This is a genomic window from Alteromonas sp. AWJ4_197, assembly GCF_056160285.1.
Window position 1 is genome coordinate 154,697 of sequence record NZ_JBSWWW010000008.1, and the last position, 24,372, is coordinate 179,068.

Annotated in this window: 17 protein-coding genes; 4 read left to right on the forward strand and 13 right to left on the reverse strand. The window is 49.3% G+C overall.

Translation table 11 applies throughout. The features are described from left to right. Positions 1–4: 4 nt before the first annotated feature. Positions 5–271: a DUF4212 domain-containing protein gene (locus tag ACXAGC_RS18555; protein WP_303574923.1), complete on the reverse strand. Its 267-nt coding sequence runs from the start codon at positions 269–271 to the stop codon at positions 5–7. A gap of 253 nt (positions 272–524) precedes the next feature. Here ACXAGC_RS18555 and ACXAGC_RS18560 point away from each other — a divergent pair, with 253 nt between their 5' ends. Then, positions 525–3,974, forward strand: coding sequence for a PAS domain-containing hybrid sensor histidine kinase/response regulator (locus ACXAGC_RS18560; RefSeq protein ID WP_474846198.1), 3,450 nt, complete (start codon positions 525–527; stop codon positions 3,972–3,974). A gap of 27 nt (positions 3,975–4,001) precedes the next feature. Here ACXAGC_RS18560 and ACXAGC_RS18565 read toward each other — a convergent pair whose 3' ends face one another. After that, complete coding sequence (locus tag ACXAGC_RS18565) at positions 4,002–4,661, reverse strand: mechanosensitive ion channel domain-containing protein (protein WP_474846200.1); 660 nt, start codon at positions 4,659–4,661, stop codon at positions 4,002–4,004. A gap of 270 nt (positions 4,662–4,931) precedes the next feature. Between ACXAGC_RS18565 and rimK the strand changes: the two genes are divergently transcribed. Genes rimK through ACXAGC_RS18580 form a run of 3 tightly spaced genes read left to right on the forward strand, consistent with a single transcriptional unit; the run spans position 4,932 to position 7,343 of the window. Continuing rightward, positions 4,932–5,837: a 30S ribosomal protein S6--L-glutamate ligase gene (gene rimK, locus ACXAGC_RS18570; protein WP_119502605.1), complete on the forward strand. Its 906-nt coding sequence runs from the start codon at positions 4,932–4,934 to the stop codon at positions 5,835–5,837. Then, the gene (locus ACXAGC_RS18575; RefSeq protein ID WP_119502606.1) at positions 5,837–6,865 is read left to right on the forward strand and encodes a succinylglutamate desuccinylase/aspartoacylase family protein; all 1,029 of its coding nucleotides are present in this window, start codon (positions 5,837–5,839) and stop codon (positions 6,863–6,865) included. The genes rimK and ACXAGC_RS18575 overlap by 1 nt, the downstream gene beginning before the upstream one ends. A gap of 28 nt (positions 6,866–6,893) precedes the next feature. Continuing rightward, on the forward strand, positions 6,894–7,343 hold the full coding sequence (locus ACXAGC_RS18580; protein ID WP_119502607.1) for an ATP-dependent zinc protease family protein: 450 nt from the start codon (positions 6,894–6,896) through the stop codon (positions 7,341–7,343). Here ACXAGC_RS18580 and ACXAGC_RS18585 read toward each other — a convergent pair whose 3' ends face one another. The 11 genes from ACXAGC_RS18585 to rpoC all read right to left on the reverse strand — a co-directional run bounded on the left by ACXAGC_RS18585 (position 7,344) and on the right by rpoC (position 24,347). Beyond that, complete coding sequence (locus ACXAGC_RS18585; protein WP_119502608.1) at positions 7,344–7,985, reverse strand: response regulator transcription factor; 642 nt, start codon at positions 7,983–7,985, stop codon at positions 7,344–7,346. 9 nt (positions 7,986–7,994) lie between these two features. Next, positions 7,995–9,941, reverse strand: coding sequence for an acetate--CoA ligase (gene acs, locus ACXAGC_RS18590; protein ID WP_119502609.1), 1,947 nt, complete (start codon positions 9,939–9,941; stop codon positions 7,995–7,997). A gap of 390 nt (positions 9,942–10,331) precedes the next feature. Then, the gene (locus ACXAGC_RS18595; protein WP_303574927.1) at positions 10,332–11,516 is read right to left on the reverse strand and encodes a hypothetical protein; all 1,185 of its coding nucleotides are present in this window, start codon (positions 11,514–11,516) and stop codon (positions 10,332–10,334) included. A 385-nt stretch (positions 11,517–11,901) separates the two neighbouring features. Further along, complete coding sequence (locus ACXAGC_RS18600; RefSeq protein ID WP_474846307.1) at positions 11,902–13,038, reverse strand: Na/Pi symporter; 1,137 nt, start codon at positions 13,036–13,038, stop codon at positions 11,902–11,904. A gap of 103 nt (positions 13,039–13,141) precedes the next feature. After that, entirely contained in the window at positions 13,142–14,194 is a 1,053-nt protein-coding gene (locus ACXAGC_RS18605) for an aldo/keto reductase (RefSeq protein ID WP_474846204.1), read from the reverse strand. Positions 14,195–14,249: 55 nt separating this feature from the next. Beyond that, positions 14,250–15,323, reverse strand: coding sequence for a chemotaxis protein (locus ACXAGC_RS18610; protein ID WP_474846206.1), 1,074 nt, complete (start codon positions 15,321–15,323; stop codon positions 14,250–14,252). Positions 15,324–15,563: 240 nt separating this feature from the next. Then, positions 15,564–16,748 carry an elongation factor Tu gene (tuf, locus tag ACXAGC_RS18615; RefSeq protein WP_474845340.1) on the reverse strand — a complete coding sequence of 395 codons (1,185 nt, stop codon included), beginning with the start codon at positions 16,746–16,748 and terminating at the stop codon, positions 15,564–15,566. A gap of 63 nt (positions 16,749–16,811) precedes the next feature. Beyond that, the gene (gene fusA, locus ACXAGC_RS18620; RefSeq protein ID WP_474846208.1) at positions 16,812–18,914 is read right to left on the reverse strand and encodes an elongation factor G; all 2,103 of its coding nucleotides are present in this window, start codon (positions 18,912–18,914) and stop codon (positions 16,812–16,814) included. 25 nt (positions 18,915–18,939) lie between these two features. Continuing rightward, positions 18,940–19,410: a 30S ribosomal protein S7 gene (rpsG, locus tag ACXAGC_RS18625; protein ID WP_070123208.1), complete on the reverse strand. Its 471-nt coding sequence runs from the start codon at positions 19,408–19,410 to the stop codon at positions 18,940–18,942. 77 nt (positions 19,411–19,487) lie between these two features. Then, positions 19,488–19,862 carry a 30S ribosomal protein S12 gene (gene rpsL, locus ACXAGC_RS18630; RefSeq protein WP_070123207.1) on the reverse strand — a complete coding sequence of 125 codons (375 nt, stop codon included), beginning with the start codon at positions 19,860–19,862 and terminating at the stop codon, positions 19,488–19,490. 303 nt (positions 19,863–20,165) lie between these two features. Beyond that, positions 20,166–24,347 (reverse strand): DNA-directed RNA polymerase subunit beta', encoded by a 4,182-nt coding sequence (gene rpoC, locus ACXAGC_RS18635; RefSeq protein WP_119502614.1) that lies wholly within the window; start codon positions 24,345–24,347, stop codon positions 20,166–20,168. Positions 24,348–24,372 lie beyond the last annotated feature (25 nt).

Below are 24,372 nucleotides of genomic sequence, written 5' to 3' on the forward strand. Positions count from 1 at the left end.
GGGCCTACTCCTCGTCTACGCCGTATTTTTTATCCAGTGCATTCATCTTTGCCATATAAACAAAAATAAGTACTACGAATACATAAATGGAACCTTGTTGTGCAAACCAGAAGCCTAGTTTGAATCCAAAGAATTGGATCTGGTTAAGTGCATCGGCAAAAATGATGCCTGCGCCAAATGACACAACAAACCAAATCACCAACAATTTAGCGAGGAGGGAGAGGTTCTCCTTCCAGTACGCCTGCTTGTCGTCTTCATTTCTAAATGCCATCTTTCCGTCCTCATGTCAGGTTAAGTGGATGTTTTATTTTTACATTTATCTAACGACCGGATTTTTGTGTGGCCTCAGTAATCTTTTTTCTGTTTACTTTTGTCAAAAACCACGCAAAAACCCTGTCGGGTCTCGCTTTTTCTATACTCTAGTCGCGGCTTGGCTTTCGAGGAATGAGACCATGGTCGTAGGTAGGAGGATTATAGAGTGAGTATAATACATACAGACATGTTAAAAGGATGTATATAAAACTATGACATTCGCCTGGGTTTCACTTGCACTGGTTTATCTGTTTTTTCTCTTTTATATTGCCAGTTGGGGAGACAAAAACTCCCCCACCGCACGCTGGCTGACGTCCCATCCCGCTATCTATTCCCTTGCACTGGCCATTTACTGCACCGCCTGGACATTCTTTGGTGCGGTCGGATCTGCCAGTCGTGACACCTGGATATATCTGCCTATTCTTTTAGGGCCGGTACTGGTTTACGTGCTGGGCTATAAGTTTATTTATAAAATGACGCTGGTCAGTAAAAAGCAGCACATCAATACCATTGCCGACTTTATTGCCTCGCGCTACGGCAAACGTCAGGGTGTGGCGCTGTTGGTAACACTTATTGCACTGCTGGCGACCATTCCTTATATCGCACTGCAACTTAAGGCCATCGGTTCAACATTTCAGCTACTGACGCAGCAACCGAACAGCCACTTCATCATTATTGTGGCGACCCTGTTCATCGCTATTTTTGCGATTTATTTCGGCACAAAACAAACCGATGTCACAGAGTACCGCCGGGGGTTGATGCTGGCCATTTCGTTCGAATCCAGTATCAAACTGACCGCGCTGGTGCTGGTGGCCATTGTGGGTTACAGCGCCTGGCAAGCCACTGATAATCCTGAGCAGTTCAATACTTTTTTCAGCGACGAAGCCCTGTCGCAGTTCGGCTCTTACTCCTTTATATCCCAGACAATCATGGCCGCCGCGGCGGTAGTGTGCCTGCCAAGACAGTTCCACGTGGCAATTATAGATAACCTGAGCCTGGGGCACCTGAAAACAGCACGCTGGCTTTTTCCCCTGTATCTGGGGATCACCGCCGCAGTCATTCCGGTCATCGCCATTGCCGGTAATGCCATATTTGCAGGGCAGAATGTGGAGCCCGATACCTATGTACTGAGCATGGCAATTTACTCGGAGTCAGCGCTGTTGCAGATCATTGTCTTTATTGGCGGGCTGTCGGCCGCCACCGCCATGATCATCGTCGCCACACTGACCTTAAGTACCATGCTGACAAACGACGTGATCCTGCCGCGGGTTCTGCTAACCAAACACAGTAACCCGGGCAATAAAGATTATGGCCGGCGTATCCGGCTGATCCGGCGTATTGTCATTGGCCTTATTCTGTTGCTGGCTTTTCTGTACCACCAGCAAATGACCAATAGCCGTTCGCTACACTCCATCGGTCTGATTGCCTTTTCACTGGTGATCCAGCTCATTCCTGCCATTGTTGGCGGGCTTTACTGGAAACGTGCTCATGCTCATGGTGTGTATGCCGGTCTGGTTGCCGGACTGGTTACCTGGGTACTCTGGCTGGTGCTGCCGCTGGTGAATGACAGCGCGACCACATTGCAGCAAAACGAACAAATCAGCCAGGGAGCACTAATCAGCCTTGCTGCAAATTTTGCTGCCTACATCGGCTTCTCGCTTTTTGCTCCTGCAAGATTAGTTGACCGGATCCAGGCGGAAGCCTTCGTTTCTCCGGCAGATAACAGAACGGCATCGAACCGCCGGCACAACACCCATGTGACCATTGCTGACCTCATTACTCTGCTGTCCACGTTTATGGGCAGCGGCCGGTGTGAGCAACTGGTGGAAGAATATCAGCAACTGAATCACTGCAAAATTAACCGTGACGAAACGCCCGATGAATCTTTTATGGCCTTTTCCGAACGGGCACTAGGCGGTGTAATCGGTGCATCCAGTGCTAAAGCGTTAATCGACTCCATCCTGAAAGGAAAGAAGCTGGATTTTACCGAAATCATTAACTTCTTCGACGATACGACTCAGGCTATGCAGTTCAACATGACTGCCCTGCTCACTTCGCTGGAGAATATGGATCAGGGGATCAGTGTGATAGACAAGCACCTGAATCTGGTTGCCTGGAATAAACGCTATACCGCTTTATATAACTATCCTGACGGCATGCTGGCAGTGGGTACACCGATTGAAAAGCTGGTGCGGTATAACGCAGAGAAAGGTGAGTTCGGTGCCGGTGATGTGGAAATCCAGATAGAAAAACGGCTGGAACATTTACGCTCCGGTACGCCTCACCGGTTTACCCGCCAGCGCAGTGATGGCCGTGTGATTGAAATGGTCGGCAACCCGTTACCCGGCGGCGGCTTTGTAACCAGTTTCAATGACATCACCGGTCACATCGAAATTCAGCAGGCGCTGGAAGAATCGAACATCAACCTGGAAGCCAGAATTAAAAAGCGCACGGAAGAAGTACACTCCATCAATGCCGAATTGAGACTGGAAATAGAGCGTCGCTCTGAAGCTGAAAAAGAACTTATCCGCGCAAGAAAAGCGGCAGAAGATGCTAACGCCAGCAAAACCCGTTTTCTGGCGCTGGCCAGTCATGATGTTTTGCAGCCACTTAATGCGGCGAAGCTTTATGTGACCGCGCTCGAAGAAGCTGAACTTTCTGCACCGGTTAAAGATATCGTTACGAAGCTGAATCATTCAGTCACCTCCAGTGAAGCGCTTATCGGCACCCTGCTCGACATATCCCGTCTGGATCAGGGCGAACTGAAACCTTCTGTGGAAGCCGTACACCTTCCCGCCCTGTTGTCTCAGTTAACCGACGAAATGGGTATGCGGGCCAGGGAGAAAGGTCTTCAGTTACGGGCCAGGATCCGGGACTGCTGGGTACTCGGCGACAAAACCTTCTTGTACCGTATTGTGCAAAACTTGCTGTCAAATGCAGTGAAGTATACAGAATCCGGTAAGGTACTGCTCACCGTACGTCCCAGGGGCGATCGTGTGCTGATTGAAGTCAGGGACACGGGTATCGGTATCTCGTCTGAGCAACAGGGCATGATTTTCAGTGACTTTTACCGTACCCACGAATCCGCTGAACACGGTGTTGGCCTGGGTCTGGGAGTGGTACGCAGACTCAGTCAGCAGATGCAAAGTAAAATACAGGTGACCTCAGTGCCGGGCAAAGGCAGTTGTTTCACCCTGACCATGGGCCAGGCGTCGCCCCGCCGTCAGACTGATCCAACCAAACTGAGCCGTTCTTCAACCTTCAGAGGGGTCCGTGTATTGTGCGTAGATGATCAGCAGGAGAACCTGGATGCACTTCAAACCTTACTGGAAAAATGGGGAGTCACAGTCGTGCTGGCGAATAACTGGGACGACGCGATACGTCAGGCAGATATATTCTCGCCGCAAATTCTGTTAATGGATTATCAGTTAGGACCGGGCCAGAACGGGCTGGACCTGATTGAGGCTATCCGCCGGCATCTGAATATCGTCGTGCCGGCATCTCTTGTCACGGCCAATCATGAAGAAAGTCTGATTGCACAGTGTAAAGAACAGGGCGTGAACTACCTCACCAAGCCTTTAAAACCAGCCAAACTGAGAGCGTTATTACAAAGTTTGACCCGGCATATAAAAGATAGCCGCAGGGAGCCACGGCAGCAGTAGATTGCCGGCTGGCTCCGGAGAAGAAATTTACGCTTTGGGCGGGCTTTGCCCCTCGCCCTGAACGGGTGAAGTGGCCGGAACAGGCTGTACCGGCGTCTGGCTGTCTGCTGATTGCACGTTCGTACCGTTAGCGGCAGTGACCTTGCCTAATGTTCCCCAGCGCCCCTTGGGATTAACCAGAACAGGCCGGGTAAGAATAAGGTTATTCGGATACAGCACCGTTTCGCGATCCTGCGTGACCAGACGGGTGTTGAACAAATTGATGTCGGCTATGTAACCTTCAATGAAGTTGTCGCCATCGAGAATACGCACATAGTTCCCCCGCCGGTATGTCACATTCGTCAGCAGAATAAAGTATGCGGTAACGTTACTGATCAGCGACCAGTTCGCGAACAGGGCAACACCCAGTAAGGTAAGAATTGACGTAGACAGCACCAGCAGGCCGGAAATATCCACACCCCAGGCAATCAGTATTAACGCCAGGGTGACAGTGGCACTTAAAATTCTGGCAGTAAACAACCCTTTCAGCGCACTGGAAGATTTGAGTTTACTCTTTTCTACATTCTTTTCGAGACGGGGGATGGCAAAACGGGTCATCAGCAAATAAAGCAACAGCATGACCGCTGTCCAAATCACGTTGGTCTGGTAAGTTTCCAGCCAGCGCGTCACTTGTTCCAACCACTGCATGGTAAGTTCCTGAACAGATGTTAATTGTCGCGTTTGCGGGGGCACAAAAACCGGAAAAAAAGTAAACCGGACAACCCCTGACCGGGTTCCCTATACTGAGTTATCGACACGACAAAAAATGAAAATGACAAAGAGGCAAAATTATATCACCTCTTATGTCCGGTTCGTATTATATTATCAACTAAAGCTTTGGTCTGTCTGTGTTTTCATCCGCACCTGTTCGCCGGATGCAGCAGCCCTTATTCTACCATTACAGGTGTAATAAAAATTATGCGTATCGCAATTCTGTCCCGCAATCCTAAACTTTACTCCACCCGCCGGCTACTTGAAGCAGGCAGAGAGAAAGGCCATGAAGTCGATATTATCGACACCATGCACTGCTACATGGATATTACCAGTGCCAGGCCTTCAGTAAGGTACAAAGGTAAGCGGTTGCCGTTCTATGACGCGGTTATCCCCCGTATCGGTGCATCAGTCAGTTTCTACGGCACCTCTGTTGTCCGTCAGTTCGAAATGATGGGGACTTACAGTATTAACGAATCGGTTGCTATCAGCCGTTCGCGGGACAAATTACGTTCATTGCAGCTGTTATCCCGTAAAGGCATTGGTTTGCCACGTACAGGCTTCGCCCATCATCCGGATAACATTGAAGATCTGATTAAAAACGTGGGTGGCGCACCGGTGGTAATTAAACTACTGGAAGGTACTCAGGGTATTGGCGTGGTACTGGGGGAAACCCAGAAAGCCGCAGAGTCAATCATTGAGGCCTTTATGGGTTTGAATGCCAGCATTCTGATCCAGGAATACATCAAAGAAGCCGGTGGCTCTGATATCCGTTGTTTCGTTGTCGGTGATAAAGTGGTTGCGGCCATGAAACGCCAGGCGGCGCCCGGTGAATTCCGCTCTAACCTGCACCGGGGCGGCTCAGCCAGTCTGGTGCGCTTGTCACCGGAAGAAAGAAAAACGGCTATTGCAGCGGCAAAGACCATGGGTCTGAATTGCTGTGGTGTAGATATTCTCCGCTCTAACCATGGACCGGTGGTGATGGAAGTAAACTCGTCACCGGGTCTGGAAGGTATTGAAGCAGCCACCAAAAAAGATGTGGCGGGCATGATTATCGACTTTATTGCCAAATCAGCAAAACCGGGCAACACCCGTACACGAGGTAAAGGTTAATGGCAGAAAAAGCACTGGAAATTGGTGGTCAGCGTATTCTGCCCGGCGAAAGCAAAAAGATTGAGCTTGAAATGCCGCCGCTTTATACCGCTACCAACATGAGTATTCCGGTCTATGTAAAACGTGGTAAACGACCCGGCCCGACTATGTTCGTGTCGGCGGCTATCCACGGTGATGAACTGAATGGCATTGAAATTGTAGGCCGTCTTATTCATTCCAAAGCTATTGAAAGGCTTCGCGGAACACTTATCGCTGTTCCTATGGTGAATGTGTACGGTGTACTGAACCAGTCACGTTACCTGCCTGACCGCAGAGATCTGAACCGCAGCTTTCCAGGCAGCAAAAAAGGCTCTCTGGCAGGCCGTCTGGCGAACCTCTTTTTTAAAGAAGTGGTGAGTAAGTGTGATATCGGCATCGACCTGCATACCGGTGCCATACACCGCAGTAATCTGCCGCAGATCCGCGCGAATCTGGACGATCCGGAAGTGCTGGGAATGGCGAAAGCATTTGGTGTACCGGTATTACTGAACGCAGATTTGAGAGATGGCAGTCTGCGTCAGGCCGCCAGCGAAGATGGCGTAAAAATTCTGTTGTACGAGGCTGGCCAGGCACTGCGTTATGACGAGTTTTCTATCCGCGCCGGCGTAAGAGGCATTATTAACACCATGCGCCACGTGGGCATGCTGAACAAGAGTCGCAGTAAAGGTCACGACATTAAGCGCTTTATTGCCAGAGAAAGTGGCTGGGTGCGGGCACCGGAAAGTGGTCTGGTGAATCATATCGCCCAGTTAGGTGACCATATTGTTAAAGGTGACAAGCTGGCGACGATTTCCAATCCTTTCGGTGAGGTACTGGAAATTATGTACAGTCCTATGGATGGTGTAATTGTAGGTAAGCAGAATATTCCGCTGGCGCAGGAAGGCGAAGCGATTTATCACATCGGCTACTTCAAACAACCGGACACGGTGGCTGAACACGTAGAATTACTACAGGATAACCTGGTAACAACCGAACAATCCCAACCATAGGTTGACTACCTTTGTTAGAGGAACACTGATGCAAGAGCAACAAAAACGCTTGATAGGTGCACTGGAATATTGTGATTTACCCGAGCTGACCATTAACGACCTGACAATCCGGGTCGATACGGGGGCGGCAACGTCGTCATTACATGTCGATAATATCGACGAGTTCGACCGTGACGGCGATTTATGGGTGAGTTTCGATATTCATCCTGACATTCACAATGTAGACAGCATTGTGCGCCGTGAGGCGAAAGTCGTCGCCCGCAAGAAGGTGAAAAGCTCCACGGCAACCCTGGAGCGCAGATATGTTATCGACACGGAAGTGGTGATGTCCGGTGAAGCCTGGCGGATCCAGTTAACACTCACCGACCGGCGTGAAATGACTTATCTTATGTTGTTTGGCAGAGAAGCCATGAACGGGCGCTTTATTGTAGACCCGGAACATGAGTTTATTCTGACGGAAAAACGTCCCGCCGGATAATTATTTCGGCGGCTCGAGCTCAAGCTGGGAGGCAATCAGTACCGCCTGTGTACGGTTGTTAATACCCAGCTTCTTAAAGATAGCGGTGACATGTGCTTTCACCGTTGCCTCTGCGATATCCAGGTTATAGCCAATTTGCTTATTCAGCAAACCATCCCGCATGTAACACAGCACTTTGTACTGAGAAGGTGTTAACGACGCCACTTTATCTGCCAGTTCGGAAAACGCTTCGTCGACCTCTTCAATCTTTTCACTCACCGATTCCGGTAACCAGATATCACCGTCAAGAATAGACTGCACAGCATTAGCGATATCACCGGAACTGGCTGTTTTCGGAATAAATCCCAGCGCGCCTACACCGACAATTTTAGAGATAATGGCAGCGTCCTCTGTACCGGAGACAACGGCTACAGGAAGCTCGGGATAAAGTTTACGGATGTGCACCAGACCAAACATGTCATGGCTGCCGGGCATATGTAAATCGAGAAGAAGCAGGTCGATATCTTCTTTTTCGAGGATATCGACCGTGGTAGTCAGATCGCCGGCTTCCCGTAGAATGAGATCCGGCAGGGTTAACGATAACGCTCCCCGCAGTGCATCCCGGTACAGCGGATGGTCATCAGCAATCAGCAGCGTTATCATTCTTTTCCCTTATTTGTTTAAGCGCTCCTCGATGAGTGTATCAACAACGGAAGGATCCGCCAACGTTGAGGTATCACCAAGTTGCTCATGCTCGTTAGCGGCAATCTTACGCAGAATGCGGCGCATAATCTTACCTGAGCGAGTTTTAGGCAGTCCGCGGGACCACTGAATCATATCCGGTGTGGCAATCGGGCTCAGTTCCTGACGTACCCACGCACGAAGTTCTTTCGTCAGCGCCTCGTCCGGCTCAATACCTTCGTTAGGGGTAACGTACACATAGATACCCTGCCCTTTGATATCGTGGGGATATCCCACCACCGCAGCTTCAGCCACTTTAGGGTGAGCCACCAGCGCACTTTCAATTTCAGCAGTACCTAAGCGGTGACCGGAAACGTTCAGTACATCGTCCACGCGACCTGTGATCCAGTAGTATCCGTCTTCATCACGACGGGCACCGTCACCGGTAAAATACACGCCTTTGTAGGCACTGAAGTAAGTCTGGATAAAGCGCTCGTGGTCACCGTAAACAGTACGGGCCTGGCTTGGCCAGCTGTCTTTAATCACCAGGTTCCCTTCAGCGGCACCTTCCAGATCATTACCGTCTGCATCAAACAGCGCAGGCTGGATGCCAAAGAACGGACGGGAAGCCGAACCAGGCTTAAGTGGCGTCGCACCCGGCAGCGGAGTAATCATCATGCCGCCGGTTTCTGTTTGCCACCAGGTATCCATAATGGGACAACGGCTCTGACCAATCACGCGGTAATACCATTCCCATGCTTCCGGGTTAATTGGCTCACCCACAGACCCTAACAGACGCAGAGAAGACAAATCGCAACCTTCCACCGGCGCTTCACCATGGGCCATCAGGGCGCGGATTGCAGTAGGTGCTGTGTACAGGCTGTTCACCTTGTACTTTTCTACTACCTGAGCAATACGGCGTACGTCAGGGTAAGTAGGCACACCTTCAAAGAATACCTGAGAAGCACCATTGATCATCGGTCCGTAAACCATATAGCTGTGACCTGTGATCCAGCCCACATCCGCTGTACACCAGTAAATGTCATCTTCACGATAATCAAAGGCGTACTTAAAGGTCATAGATGAATACAGCAGGAAACCACCGGTAGTATGCACCACACCTTTTGGCGTGCCGGTTGAGCCTGATGTATACAGAATAAACAGCGGGTCTTCCGCGTTCATGACTTCCGGTTCGCACTGGGCTGAACAGTCTTCAGTAAGCTCGTCCCACACCACATCAACGTCGCTGTTGTAGTTAACATCGCCGCCGGTCAGCTTGTGTACAATGACATTAGTGATAGACGGGCACGCACCGTTAGCCAGCGCTTTATCTACATTCACTTTAAGAGGGACAGAACGGCCTGCACGGCGGCCTTCATCACAAGTAATAACAACTTTAGCTTTACTGTCGTTAATACGGTCAGCGATTGCATTAGGCGAGAATCCGCCGAAGATAACAGAATGCACCGCACCGATACGGGCACATGCCAGCATGGCATAAGCAGCCTGCGGTACCATAGGCATGTATACCGCAACGCGGTCGCCTTTACCGACACCCAGCTTTTTCAGGCCGTTTGCCAGTTTACATACTTCGTAATGCAGTTCCTGATAAGTGATTTCCTGGCTGTCTTCAGGGGAATCACCTTCCCAGAACAACGCCGTTTTCTTTGCATTCTTCGCCAGGTGGCGGTCGATGCAGTTGTAGCTGGCGTTGATTTCGCCGTCTTCGAACCATTTGATTGAAACGTTATCTGCGCCAAATACCGTATTCTTGGTTTTAGTTGGTTTCTTGTACCATTCTAACGTTGAAGCGTACTCTGCCCAGAAGCCTTCCGGGTCTTCTACAGAGCGCTTATACATCTGATCATACTGCTCTTGCGTCAAATGCGTGTTTTCCAGAATGTTGTCCGGTACAGGATACGTCTTGCTGGCAGTCATGGATAATGCCTCCGATGTCATGTTAATCCAGTAATAATTGTCTGTTAAACAGGGTAGCCATTCTAAGGTAAAGCAAAATGAGACTTTGGTCTTAGCGATTTTGCTCTTTTAAGACAAAAAGATACAACCTTAGTCTCATAGACCAACAGCCAGTTTTTTAATTCAGAGGAATACATCCTCTTTTGAAAAAATAACGAAAAAATCACAATTATCTTACCTTTAACCTGACTGCGTAAAAGAAGATAATCCGGACAAATTGCTCAACAGACCCGATGAACAAAAGCTGAAAGTATTCAGATAAACCGTGCCACCCTCACCGGCTATTTGCGCAACTGATAGTGAATATCACGCAGACAGCAGGCGGGGTGGCAGGATGCCGCTAAATTTGCCTCAGAACTTAAAGATCACACCGGCACGTGCAACCACGGTTGTGAAGCTTTCAAAGTCAGAACCATACTCAGTATCGAAGTGAGTTAACTGAGCAAAAGTGGTTAAGCCTTCGGTAGCCTGATAGCCATAGTTAATATAGGCAGTCGTGTTTTCGTTCAGGCTGGTTGCAGACAGGCGATCACGGTCACCGGAGTCTACCGACGCACTACCGTAACCTACTTTCACGTTATGCCCTGCTGCCGGCGTCCAGCTTGCGTACATCATATAGCCACTCTCTGAGAAGCTTTCGCTAACCACACCGCCACTTAATGTCACTGCCGGCGCTACACCCAACGCATTCTGGTTGTTCAGTGCTTCACCGGTGTAGTATTCACCATTCAGGCTAACCGCTCCGAAGTTAAGTGTTGTGTACACTTTAAAGAGGTTGGCATCCTGGTTACTGCCTTCAACATAGCCCGGCTCATCTTCAAACTGCAGTTCGGCTACGTGTGCCGCAAAACCGATGACGTGGCCGGATATTTTGTAGTTAGCATCTACAGCGAAGCCCGGCATACCACCCAGCTCATTATTATTCACACCGCTGCTACTCAGGTTACGGCCCTTACCGGTGATTGCGCCGGTCAGGGTTAAGTTATCAACTTTATAAGTTGCACCCGCTTCCATGGCGAGGAAGCCGGAATTACCTGCACGGTAACCATTACCAACCCAGTTGTAGCTGCCGCTGGATTTGATCCCTGATGCAGTAGACCATTTCTGGCCGGCAAACAGCGTCAGATTATCGCTGTAATCGTAATAAAGCGTTGCCAGACGAAGTCTTGGCTCCTGCGCCTGCAATGCGGTTTGGTTAGTAAAGCCGTCTTCACCATCAATGAAATCCAGCTCAAGTACTCCGCGAATTTTATCGTGCTTCATATTGAGGGAGAAACGGGACTGAGAAGCCTGGAAAGAAGTAGACTGGGATTCCAGATAATTCGTTTCTTGCGCAGTTGCAGGGGCACCGCCGAAAATATCCGTTCTCAGTGCATGTGTTGGTGCAACATGACTGTAAGTACTTCCATAACTGCCGACACCCTGACTGGATGTCACGACTTCCGTTTTGATCATGCCTTTGAAGCTGAAATCATAAGCGTAGACAGGGCTACCCGCCAGGATAAGTGCGCACGAGGCTGCAATGCGTGTATACATGTGTTTTCTCCCGATTCATTTTTAAAATCAGATTTGGTTTTTAAATGGTGTTCTTTTTTCTTATTGAGGATAAAGCGAAGGGACGAACAGGTACGTCACCCTCAATCTTCTAACGAAAAATTAACATTAACAAAACAATTTCATTGTGAGACAAATTACAGCGGATTACCCTATAAATCATGAATGTTGCGACCAAAGTCTTACGATTCAGGGAGGATACGAACCTTTTCCGGCTCATTTATTGTTTTTGCTGTGACTTAATAAAATCAGTCACTTAATTATTGTTGATGAACCCGGATTCTGCGAGCTTTTTGCGGTGTAATCTGCATTTTCCGGCGGGGATGACAGGGCCGCTTCAGATTGATGTGAAGCGGCGGAATGTAAATCACTGTGAAATAAAAATCACAGACAGCGGCATAACAAAGAACAATCCGGCAATATAAGCAGCACCGTAAATTTTACGCTCTGCTGCCAGACCGGCCAGTGATGATGACAGACTGAGTGGAATGTTACGCAGAAAGGGCAGACCAAATATCAGCAGCACTGAAAAGATATTAAATAACAGATGCACCAGCGCAATCTGCATGGCAACACCACCCATCGGGCCAGTCACCGCCAGCGCAGCGATAAGCGCGGTAATACAGGTACCGATATTTGCACCCAGTGTAAACGGATAAATATCACGGGCTTTCAGAATGCCACTACCCACCAGCGGAACCATCAGTGACGTGGTGGTAGACGATGACTGGACCAGCACTGTCATTACAGCCCCGGAGGTAATGCCTGATACCGGCCCTTTGCCGATACTGGTGTGCAGAATATCTTTCGCCCTGCCTACCATAAGCACTTTCATGACTTTTCCCATCAGTGTGATTGATGCCACAATCAGCAAAACACCCAGCAGGATTTTAACGACCCCGGGATACACAGACGGCAGGAACATCAGGCCCTCTGTGACCCAGTGTACAACCGGTTCAGTGACCGCCTTTACCGGATTCACGCCGGACATTGCCACACTGTTGTCCATCTGCAGCAGCGAGACAAGATACTGACTGCTTTTTTCTAATATCCCTGTCGCCATTTCCAGCGGCAGGAAAATCATCACCGACATAACATTAAAGAAATCATGAATTGTCGCGGCATGGAAAGCCCGTCTGAACTCATCTTTGCGGGCTACATGCCCCAGGCTCACTATGGTGTTGGTAATACTGGTACCGATATTCGCTCCCATTATCATCGGCACAGCAATAGGTACGGGCAACCCGCCTGCAACCATGGCAACTATGATGGAGGTCACCGTGCTGGATGACTGAATGAGGGCGGTACTGACCATGCCAATGATCAGGCCCATCACCGGATTTGAGGCAAATTCGAATAAACCCCGCGCATGGTCAGCGGTGGCGAATTTGAAGCCACTGCCAATCATCGATACTGCCAGCAGCATCAGATAAACCAGGGCAAGGAGTACAAACCAGTTTTTTATTGAATGACGTGGCGTTCCTGCCGCAACCGTCGGTTCCATGTTGGTATGGGATAGCGTCATAATAAAGCATACACTCACTTATGTTCAGATAAGCAAGTGTATGGCGGATTTATGACAGCGAAATGAACGCGGCAGTCATGCCTCAGAAAGGAACAGGATACGCTCTGTAAACGTCTTCGATTTGGCGCAGTACGGCAGAATCCAGCGTTAAATTAAACGCATCAATGTTCTCTGCCAGTTGCGCTTCAGTAGTGGCACCGATGATAGTTGCAGTGACTCCCGGTACCTGCTGACACCAGGCCAGCGCCAGTTGCGAAGGTGTAATCCCTGCACGGGAAGCAATTTCCACATAACGCCGTGTTGCATCGTGGGCCGGCTGCTTATCACGGAACAGACCCTGACGCTGAACATACGTCCAGCGGGATCCTTTCGGTCTCGCATCGTCCAGATATTTACCGGCCAGCATTCCCGTTGCTAATGGTGACCATGGCAAATAAGCAATATCTTCCAGGTGGCACATTTCAATCACGTAGGGTAGATCCTTTCCGTGCAGCAGGCTGAACTCGTTCTGAATGGATACCGGTTTCGGTATACCCATTTCATCACATAAACGCAGGAAAGTATGAATGCCCCAGGGCGTGTCGTCAGACAGTCCCCAGTGACGGATTTTACCGGCATCGATGGCGGTTTTCAGACCGCTGAGGATATTGCGCATTCCTTCCGTTTCTTTTTCTTTATCGAAGGTGGTGGGATCCACTTTGCCTGGCCAGTGTTTACCGAAATGCGGAGAGGTACGGTTCGGCCAGTGCAACTGGTACACATCAATGTAGCTGGTCTGCAAACGCTTCAGCGAACCTTCAATGGCAATACCAATATTCTCAGCGTTGATAATATCGCCGTTGCGGATCCAGCTGATACCGCTGCCTGCGATCTTGGTCATGATGATGAGCTCTTCACGCTGGCTCTGGTTGCGACTCAGCCAGTCGCCCAGTTGACGCTCCGTATCACCGGATGTCGGCTCGTTCGGCGGTATCGGGTACATCTCAGCGGTATCAATGAAGTTTACGCCCCTGGACAGTGCCAGAGCCATTTGCCCGTCAGTATCCTGCTGGGTATTCTGAATGCCCCAGGTCATCGTACCCAGGCACACTTCAGAGACTGACAGCCCGCTGCTGCCCAACGTTGTATATTTCATATTGCAGTTAACCTGTTTCTCATTCATTTTTGGTGTGGCTGTCTGCCGCTTAGCCTCATTTCGCTACAGAATTCTGTTCCTGAAGCCGGGCTTCGGCTTTCGCCAGCTTTTTCTCGATATCCCTGCGGGATTCCACCATCTCGTTTGCCAGCTCAGCAAGCGACTTAAATTCAGCAAACCCGAGCTGCCGGGTATCAATTTTCTGATATTGCCTTTTACAACGGTAAAAGAACATGACGAAATTAGCAAAAGCACGGTGAAATGTGGCGAAGCTTTTGACCAGCAGTAAAATCAATGCGATGGATGTCACTGCCGCAATCGACAAACTGTACACCCTGACTTTATTTTGCTGATCGGTGATCAACGGCTGCAATGCGGTTTCCACACTTCGCAGCTTGTCTTCCACATCATGGGCCTGACGCCTGAAGGCTCCCTGCAGGCCATCATTATGGGTGACGCCCATTGTCGTAACCGCGTCAGCCAGTTGATTAAACACCAGGGTGTACTCTGCCGTCAGGGTTTGTGCCTGCCCGTCATTACTGATCACCGCCGCATGCTGCAACTTTTCAAGGGCCTGACGTACAGCCTGACGGTGAAAGCTTTCACGGGTCAGTAGATAATTGCGGGTAGCCAGTTGCAGGGCAACTTTCAGCTGATAAGCCTCACTACCATAGGCAAAGAATGGCACCCGAGACATGTCATCCTCTATGCCGGTGAGTTTGCCCTGAAAACCGGACTGGCGGGTTAATCCCAACTGACTTTGCAGAGTAACCACTTCACGGAACAGGCGCTGGTAATCATGCATGCTTTGCGCAAGTTCGCCGGTTTGCTCTACCGGCAACGCATAGTCGGCCAGCAACGGCGACAACCCGGCAAGATCATTATTAAACCGCTCGGAGCGCGCCGTGAACCGGTGATAGTAGTCCATCTGATGTCGCAGCAGGAAGTCCTTTTCGTGACGTCTTAATTGCAACAACTCCTGCTCCAGATGCAGCAATAAATTGTGTTGCTCATGCAAATGAAAGAGGCGCTTAGTGAATAAATGCTGATTTACCACCAGCAAACTCATTCCTGACACGCAGATCAGGGTCATCAACATCAGGCGGGACTTAATGGAATCAAATTTCATGGCGAACACCATTTTTGTGGAAACATCTCAGGGTAACGCAGCTATGTGAAGGGATTGTTGCATCAGGCATTATCATCCACAGCTCGAAAAGCGCCGGCGATGATAACACTTCCGGTAAAAGATGCACCTGCTGATACTTGCAAAGGAAACATTATTGGCAGATCATCAGGTTTAACGGGTCACTAAAAACAAAAAAGGCCGCTTGCGCGACCTTTTTTTGGACTAGTGTGTAGTCATCAATTACTTGATGATTTTAGCTACAACACCAGCACCTACTGTACGACCACCTTCACGGATTGCGAAGCGCAGACCTTCTTCCATCGCGATTGGAGCGATCAGGTCAACGACGAATTTCAGGTTGTCACCAGGCATTACCATTTCTACGCCTTCTGGCAGCTCAACGGCACCAGTTACGTCAGTTGTACGGAAGTAGAACTGTGGACGGTAACCTTTGAAGAATGGAGTGTGACGACCGCCTTCATCTTTAGACAGTACGTATACTTCCGCTTCAAACTGAGTGTGAGGAGTGATTGAACCAGGCTTTGCCAGTACCTGACCACGCTCAACGTCATCACGCTTAGTACCACGCAGCAGAACACCAACGTTCTCACCTGCACGACCTTCGTCAAGCAGTTTACGGAACATTTCAACACCGGTACAAGTAGTTTTGGTTGTATCTCTGATACCAACGATTTCTACTTCTTCACCAACTTTGATGATACCTTGCTCAACACGACCAGTTACAACAGTACCACGGCCTGAGATTGAGAATACGTCTTCGATTGGCAGGATGAACGGCTTGTCGATAGCACGCTCTGGCTCTGGAATGTAAGAATCCAGTGCTTCACCCAGTTCGATGATTTTCTTTTCCCACTCTGCGTCGCCTTCAAGGGCTTTCAGAGCAGAACCTTTGATTACTGGCAGATCGTCGCCCGGGAATTCGTATTCAGTCAGAAGTTCACGAACTTCCATCTCAACCAGTTCCAGCAGCTCTTCATCGTCAACCATGTCACATTTGTTCATGAATACGATGATGTAAGGGATACCAACCTGACGACCCAGTAGGATGTGCTCACGAGTCTGTGGCATAGGACCATCAGTCGCAGCAACTACCAGGATACCGCCGTCCATCTGAGCAGCACCAGTAATCATGTTTTTAACGTAATCGGCGTGTCCAGGACAGTCTACGTGCGCGTAGTGGCGGGTAGGCGTGTCATATTCTACGTGTGAAGTAGAGATGGTGATACCACGAGCTTTTTCTTCAGGCGCGTTATCGATTTGATCGAAAGCCTGAGCAGAACCGCCGTAAGTCTTAGACAGTACAGTAGTGATTGCTGCGGTCAGAGTGGTTTTACCGTGGTCAACGTGGCCGATTGTACCCACGTTTACGTGGGGTTTCGTACGTTCAAACTTTTCTTTTGCCATTTTTCTCGTTTCCTAAGTTAAAAGTCCGACCCAATACAGACCGGACCGAACCTTCATTAAGATTTAGTTTCTTGATTCGATAATCGCTTTTGCAACATTGCTAGGCGCTTCAGAGTAATTGAAGAACTCCATAGAGTATGACGCACGACCCTGCGTTTGTGAACGCAAGTCAGTCGCATACCCAAACATTTCTGAAAGCGGTACTTTCGCGCGAACAATCTTGATCCCGCCTACACCGTCTTCCATACCTTCGATCATGCCGCGACGACGATTCAGATCGCCTACAACATCACCCATCCAATCTTCTGGAGTTGTTACTTCAACTTTCATAGTGGGTTCGAGCAATACTGGATTTGCCTCAGCACAACCTTTCTTGAAACCCATAGAGCCGGCGATCTTAAACGCCATTTCAGAAGAGTCAACATCATGATATGAACCGTCGAACAGTGTAACCTTTACATCAAGTACAGGATACCCTGCCAGCACACCATTTTGCAGCTGCTCCTGAATTCCTTTGTCTACCGCAGGAATGAATTCTTTTGGTACAACACCGCCCACGATTTCGTTCACGAATTCGTAGCCTGCACCTTCTTCCTGTGGCTCGATACGTAGCCAGACGTGACCAAATTGTCCACGTCCGCCTGACTGACGGACAAACTTTCCTTCCGCTTCGACCTTGCTGCGAATAGTCTCACGATAAGCAACCTGTGGTTTACCTACGTTACATTCAACCTTAAATTCGCGCTTCATACGGTCGACAATAATATCGAGGTGCAGTTCACCCATACCGGAAATGATTGTTTGTCCGGTTTCGTCATCAGTATGTACTTTAAACGACGGGTCTTCTGCAGCCAGTTTACCCAGAGCAAGACCCATTTTTTCCTGGTCTGCCTGAGATTTTGGCTCTACGGCGATGGAGATTACCGGATCAGGGAATTCCATACGCTCAAGTGTAATAACATGATTCGGATCACACAAGGTGTCACCGGTGGTCACGTCTTTCAGTCCGATAGCTGCGGCAATGTCGCCGGCACGAACTTCTTTTAATTCTTCACGGTCTTTAGCGTGCATCTGCACGATACGACCAAAACGCTCACGTTTTTGCTTCACAGGGTTATAGACGGTATCGCCTGTATTAACCACGCCGGAATAGCAACGGAAGAACGTGAGGGTACCCACGAACGGGTCTGTGGCAATTTTGAATGCCAGAGCAGAAAACGGTTCGCTGTCGTCAGCATGGCGCTCTGCTTCAGTTTCTTCGCCGTCGTCTAACACACCTTTAATAGAAGGAATGTCGACTGGTGCAGGCAAATACTCAATAACGGCATCCAGCACAGCCTGAACACCTTTGTTCTTAAATGCGCTACCACAGGTTGCCAAAACAATTTCGTTGTTCAGTACGCGGGTACGCAGACCCTGACGGATTTCCTCTTCGGTCAGCTCTTCGCCTTCCAGGTACTTTTCCATCAGCTCTTCGGAAGCCTCTGCAGCCGCTTCGATCATCTCTGTGCGGTATTTTTCTGCTTTAGCAACCAGTTCAGCCGGAATGTCTTCATAGGTAAAAGTCATACCCATGTCTTCAGCATTCCAGTTGATGGCTTTCATCTTGATTAAATCGATGACGCCACGGAATTCTTCCTCTGCACCAATATTCAGTTGAATCGGTACACAGGTTGCGCCCAAACGTTTGCGGATCTGACCCACAACACGTTCAAAATCGGCACCGGCACGGTCCATCTTATTGACGAAAACCATGCGCGGTACACGATATTTATCAGCCTGACGCCAGACTGTTTCTGATTGAGGCTCAACCCCGGAAGACCCACAAAATACAACCACCGCACCATCAAGAACACGCAGAGAACGTTCAACTTCAATGGTGAAGTCAACGTGTCCCGGCGTATCAATGATGTTGATACGGTGTTGTTCGTACTGCTGCTGCATTCCAGACCAGAAGCACGTGGTAGCAGCAGAAGTGATCGTGATACCACGCTCCTGCTCCTGCTCCATCCAGTCCATGGTGGCTGCGCCATCATGCACTTCGCCGATTTTGTGTGATAACCCTGTATAGAACAGGACACGCTCAGTAGTGGTGGTTTTACCCGCATCTACGTGAGCGACAATACCAATATTACGATAACGTTCAATTGGGGTCTTACGAGGCATACGTCTCTCTCAGTTTAAACGTTGATTACCAACGGTAATGTGCGAACGCTTTGTTCGCTTCGGCCATACGGTGAACGTCTTCACGTTTCTTAACCGCAGAACCTTTGTTGTCTGCTGCATCTAACATTTCAGCTGCAAGGCGTTGTGCCATGGACTTTTCGCCACGTTTACGTGCCGCTTCTACCATCCAACGCATACCCAGCGCGTTACGACGAACAGGACGAACTTCTACAGGAACCTGGTAAGTTGAACCACCCACACGGCGTGATTTAACTTCCACTGTAGGACGGATGTTGTCCAGAGCGTCTTCGAACACGTCTAAGTGTGCTTTGCCGGTTTTTTCAGCAACAATATCAAGCGCACCGTAAACAATCTTTTCAGCAACTGATTTCTTGCCGTCGAGCATTACGACATTCATGAATTTAGCAAGCAGTTGTGAACCAAATTTTGGTTCTGGTAGGATTTTACGTTGACCTACGACTCTTCTTCTTGGCATTTTACAATTCTCCGTATGAATTCAGGGAAATCCCAAAACTCTGATTACTTCAGTTTGGCCTTACTAACGGAGAACCGTTAAGATTTAGGCCGCTTCGCACCGTACTTAGAACGGGCTTGACGACGATCGTTAACGCCTGCGCAGTCCAGAGTACCGCGAACAGTGTGATAACGAACACCTGGTAAGTCTTTAACACGACCACCACGGATAAGAACAACGCTGTGCTCTTGCAGGTTGTGGCCTTCACCACCGATGTATGAAGACACTTCGAAACCGTTAGTTAAACGTACACGACATACTTTACGCAGTGCAGAGTTTGGTTTCTTAGGCGTAGTGGTATATACACGAGTACATACACCACGACGTTGTGGGCAAGCTTGCAGTGCAGCTACGTTGCTTTTTGCAACTGGCTGACGACGTGGCTTACGCACTAACTGGTTAACTGTTGCCATTAACTAGCTCCTGTTAGTAAAAAATGAAAACCCGATCCATGGTCGGGTCTGTTAAACGGCCTATTAAATCTGAAGCTTGTTGTAAACGTGCTCTACATTTACCCGCCCCGAAAACAAAAAAACCGCGGCCCTGTTTCAGTATGTCTTCGCTAAATTAAGCGGACTTACCAGAAATTGGGTCGCGGAATTCTAATGATCTCATAAGCCAGTGTCAAGGTGTACAAAGGATAACCAGGCGATTATTCACGTTTGCATACCCTGAATGCACTGAACGGCGAAATATCCACCGTTCAGTGACAAGTCTTACTCGTCTGATGCGTCTCCACCACTCACTTCAGCATTTAATGCTTCAGTCAGTGCCTGTTCCGCTTCAGCAGCAGATACAGACATCTCTTCAATGGCTTCAGCACGTTTCTGCATACGACGCTCGTGGTATGCGAAACCGGTACCTGCAGGGATCAGACGACCAACAATTACGTTTTCTTTCAGACCACGTAAATCGTCTTCTTTGCCTTGTACCGCGGCTTCTGTCAGTACGCGTGTAGTTTCCTGGAACGATGCTGCAGAGATGAATGACTCTGTAGACAGTGACGCCTTAGTAATACCCAGCAACTGTGTTTCATACAGTGCAGGCAGTTTACCGGCTTTTTCCATTTCACGGTTCGCGATCTTAACGTGAGCCACTTCAACCTGTTCCCCTTCCAGGAACTGAGTATCGCCGGCAGCAGTAATAATACACTTACGCAGCATCTGACGGATTACCACCTCGATGTGCTTATCGTTAATTTTTACACCCTGCAGACGGTAAACTTCCTGAACTTCGTTCACGATGTAGTTAGAAACCGCACTGATACCACGCAGACGCAGGATATCGTGTGGAGACTCAGGACCATCGGCCAGAACTTCACCGCGCTCTACAGATTCACCTTCGAACACGTTCAGCTGACGCCACTTAGGAATCATCTCTTCGTAAGCATCGGCACCGTCTTTCGGTGTGATAACCAGACGTTTCTTACCTTTGGTTTCTTTACCGAAACCAATGGTACCGGAGATTTCAGCCAGGATTGCAGGTTCTTTCGGCTTACGCGCTTCGAACAGGTCAGCAACCCGTGGCAGACCACCGGTGATATCACGTGTCTTCGAGCTTTCCTGCGGGATACGTGCTAACACGTCACCGGCATGAGCCAGTTTGCCATCTGCCGCTTCGATAGTGGTGAAGCTTGGCAGACGAATTTCCTGCAGACCCGTTTCTTCGCTTTCAAGAATAAGCTTAGGCTCTTTGGCGTTAACCTTAGCCAGGTCTTTAACCACAATACGGGTCAGACCGGTCAGCTCGTCCTGCTGCATCTCAGTGTTGGAGTCGTCGATATCTGCAAACGAGATCTTAGACGGACGCTCAACAATGATTGGGTGACTATGCGGATCCCAGTTCGCAACGATTTCGCCGGCTTCAACAGCAGCACCATCATCAACAGACAGGATTGCACCGTAAGGCACCTTATAACGCTCTTTCTCACGACCATGGCTGTCGATAACAGTCAGCTCGGTTGAACGTGAAACGATAACCACTTTGTCGTCGGTATTACGAACGAACTTAGCGTTATGCATTTTCAGGCTACCTGCAGTTTTAACCTGCACGCTGTTTTCTGCTGACGCTCTTGATGCCGCACCACCGATGTGGAATGTACGCATGGTAAGCTGTGTACCCGGCTCACCGATTGACTGAGCAGCGATAACACCAACAGATTCACCTTTAGCCACCATATGGCCACGGGCAAGGTCGCGACCGTAACACTTAGCACAAACACCGAAGTCGTTGTCACAAGTGATAACCGAGCGAACCATCATCTGGTCAACAGAATTCTGTTCCAGCATGTCTACCAGCGCTTCGTCCAGCAGCGTGTTACGTTCAACCAGAACTTCGTCAGTACCCGGCTTGATTACGTCTTCTGCTACCACACGACCCAGCACACGCTCACGCAGCGGCTCTACAACGTCACCACCTTCAATCAGTGGTGTCATCTTCACGCCTTCAAACGTGCCACAGTCGTCATTGGTGATAACCAAATCCTGTGCAACATCTACCAGACGACGAGTCAGGTAACCGGAGTTCGCAGTTTTCAGTGCCGTATCGGCAAGACCCTTACGGGCACCGTGAGTTGAGATGAAGTACTGTAGTACGTTCAGACCTTCACGGAAGTTAGCCGTGATAGGTGTTTCGATGATTGAGCCATCCGGCTTAGCCATCAGACCACGCATACCTGCAAGCTGACGAATCTGAGCGGCACTACCACGAGCACCGGAGTCGGCCATCATGTAAACAGAGTTAAATGATGCCTGCTCTTCTTCTTCGCCGTCACGGTTAATAACGGTGTCCGTTTTCAGGTTATCCATCATCGCACGGGCAACTTTTTCGTTGGCGTTCGACCAGATATCGATAACTTTGTTGTAACGCTCACCGGCTGTTACAAGACCGTTCTGGAACTGTTCCTGAATTTCGATAACCTCGGCTTCAGCGCCTTCGATGATATCTTTCTTCGCATCAGGAATAACCATATCGTCGATACCTACAGACGCACCCGCGATCATCGCGTAGTGGAAACCGGTATACATGATTTGGTCAGCTGCAATAACAGTGTCTTTCAGACCCAGCGTACGGTAACACTCGTTAAGCAGTTTAGAAATCTGCTTCTTACCCATTGCCTGGTTGATGATTTCAAACGGCAGCCCCTTAGGCAGGATCAGTGAGAAAATCGCACGGCCAACAGTGGTGTCAGTCAGTGTTACTTTTTCAGTTTTTGTGCCGTCTTCAGCAATGTCATACTCAGTAATACGTACTTTTACGCGTGCATGCAGTTCAGCAGCATCGGTACGGTACGCTTTTTCAGCTTCGTGCGGGCTGGTAAATACCATGCCTTCGCCGCGGCCGTTTACTTTGTCACGGGTCAGGTAATACAGACCCAATACAACGTCCTGTGAAGGTACGATGATTGGCTCACCGTTCGCAGGAGACAGGATGTTGTTGGTAGACATCATCAGGGCGCGTGCTTCTAACTGTGCTTCAATAGTCAGAGGTACGTGAACCGCCATCTGGTCACCGTCGAAGTCAGCGTTATATGCCGCACACACCAGTGGGTGCAGTTGAATCGCTTTACCTTCGATCAGGGTAGGTTCGAAAGCCTGGATACCCAGTCTGTGCAGTGTTGGTGCACGGTTAAGTAACACAGGGTGTTCCCGGATGACTTCATCCAGAACGTCCCATACTTCCGGTGCTTCACGCTCTACCAGCTTCTTAGCAGCTTTGATGGTAGTCGCCAGACCACGACCTTCGAGTTTGCCGTAGATGAATGGCTTGAACAGTTCAAGTGCCATTTTCTTAGGCAGACCACACTGGTGCAAACGCAGTGTAGGACCAACGGTGATTACAGAACGGCCTGAGTAGTCAACACGCTTACCGAGCAGGTTCTGACGGAAACGCCCCTGCTTACCTTTAATCATGTCGGCAAGAGATTTCAGAGGACGTTTGTTAGAACCGGTAATTGCACGACCGCGACGACCGTTATCAAGCAGCGCATCTACCGCTTCCTGAAGCATACGCTTTTCGTTACGTACGATGATATCCGGCGCAGCCAGATCCAACAGACGCTTCAGACGGTTGTTACGGTTGATAACACGACGATACAGATCGTTCAGGTCAGAAGTCGCAAAACGACCGCCGTCCAGTGGTACCAGAGGACGCAGGTCCGGTGGCAGAACTGGCAGTACAGTCATGATCATCCACTCTGGCTTGTTACCAGACTGCTGGAATGACTCAAGCAGCTTCAGACGCTTAGTGATTTTCTTACGCTTAGTTTCAGAGTTGATTGAAGGCAGCTCTTCACGCATTGCAGCAACATCTGCATCTACGTCGAGGACTTTCAACAGATCGAAAACGGCTTCAGCACCCATTTTCGCTTCGAACTCGTCACCGTGCTCTTCAAGTGCATCCAGATATTCTTCTTCGTTCAGAAGCTGGCTGCGCTCTAACGTTGTCATACCAGGTTCGGTAACAACATAAGATTCGAAATACAGTACACGTTCGATATCACGCAGAGTCATATCCAGCATCAGACCGATACGTGACGGCAGTGATTTCAGGAACCAGATGTGGGCAACCGGGCTGGCCAGTTCGATGTGACCCATACGCTCACGACGTACTTTGGTCAGTGTAACTTCAACGCCACACTTCTCACAGATAACACCACGGTGCTTCAGACGCTTATACTTACCGCAAAGACATTCGTAGTCTTTTACAGGTCCGAAAATACGCGCACAGAACAGACCGTCACGCTCAGGCTTGAACGTACGGTAGTTGATGGTTTCAGGCTTCTTAACTTCACCAAATGACCATGAACGAATCATGTCAGGTGATGACAGACCAATTCGAATATTATCGAATTCTTCTGTCTTGTTTTGTTGCTTTAGAAACTTTAATAAGTCTTTCACATTACTCTCCCGGCGGAGTCAGTCT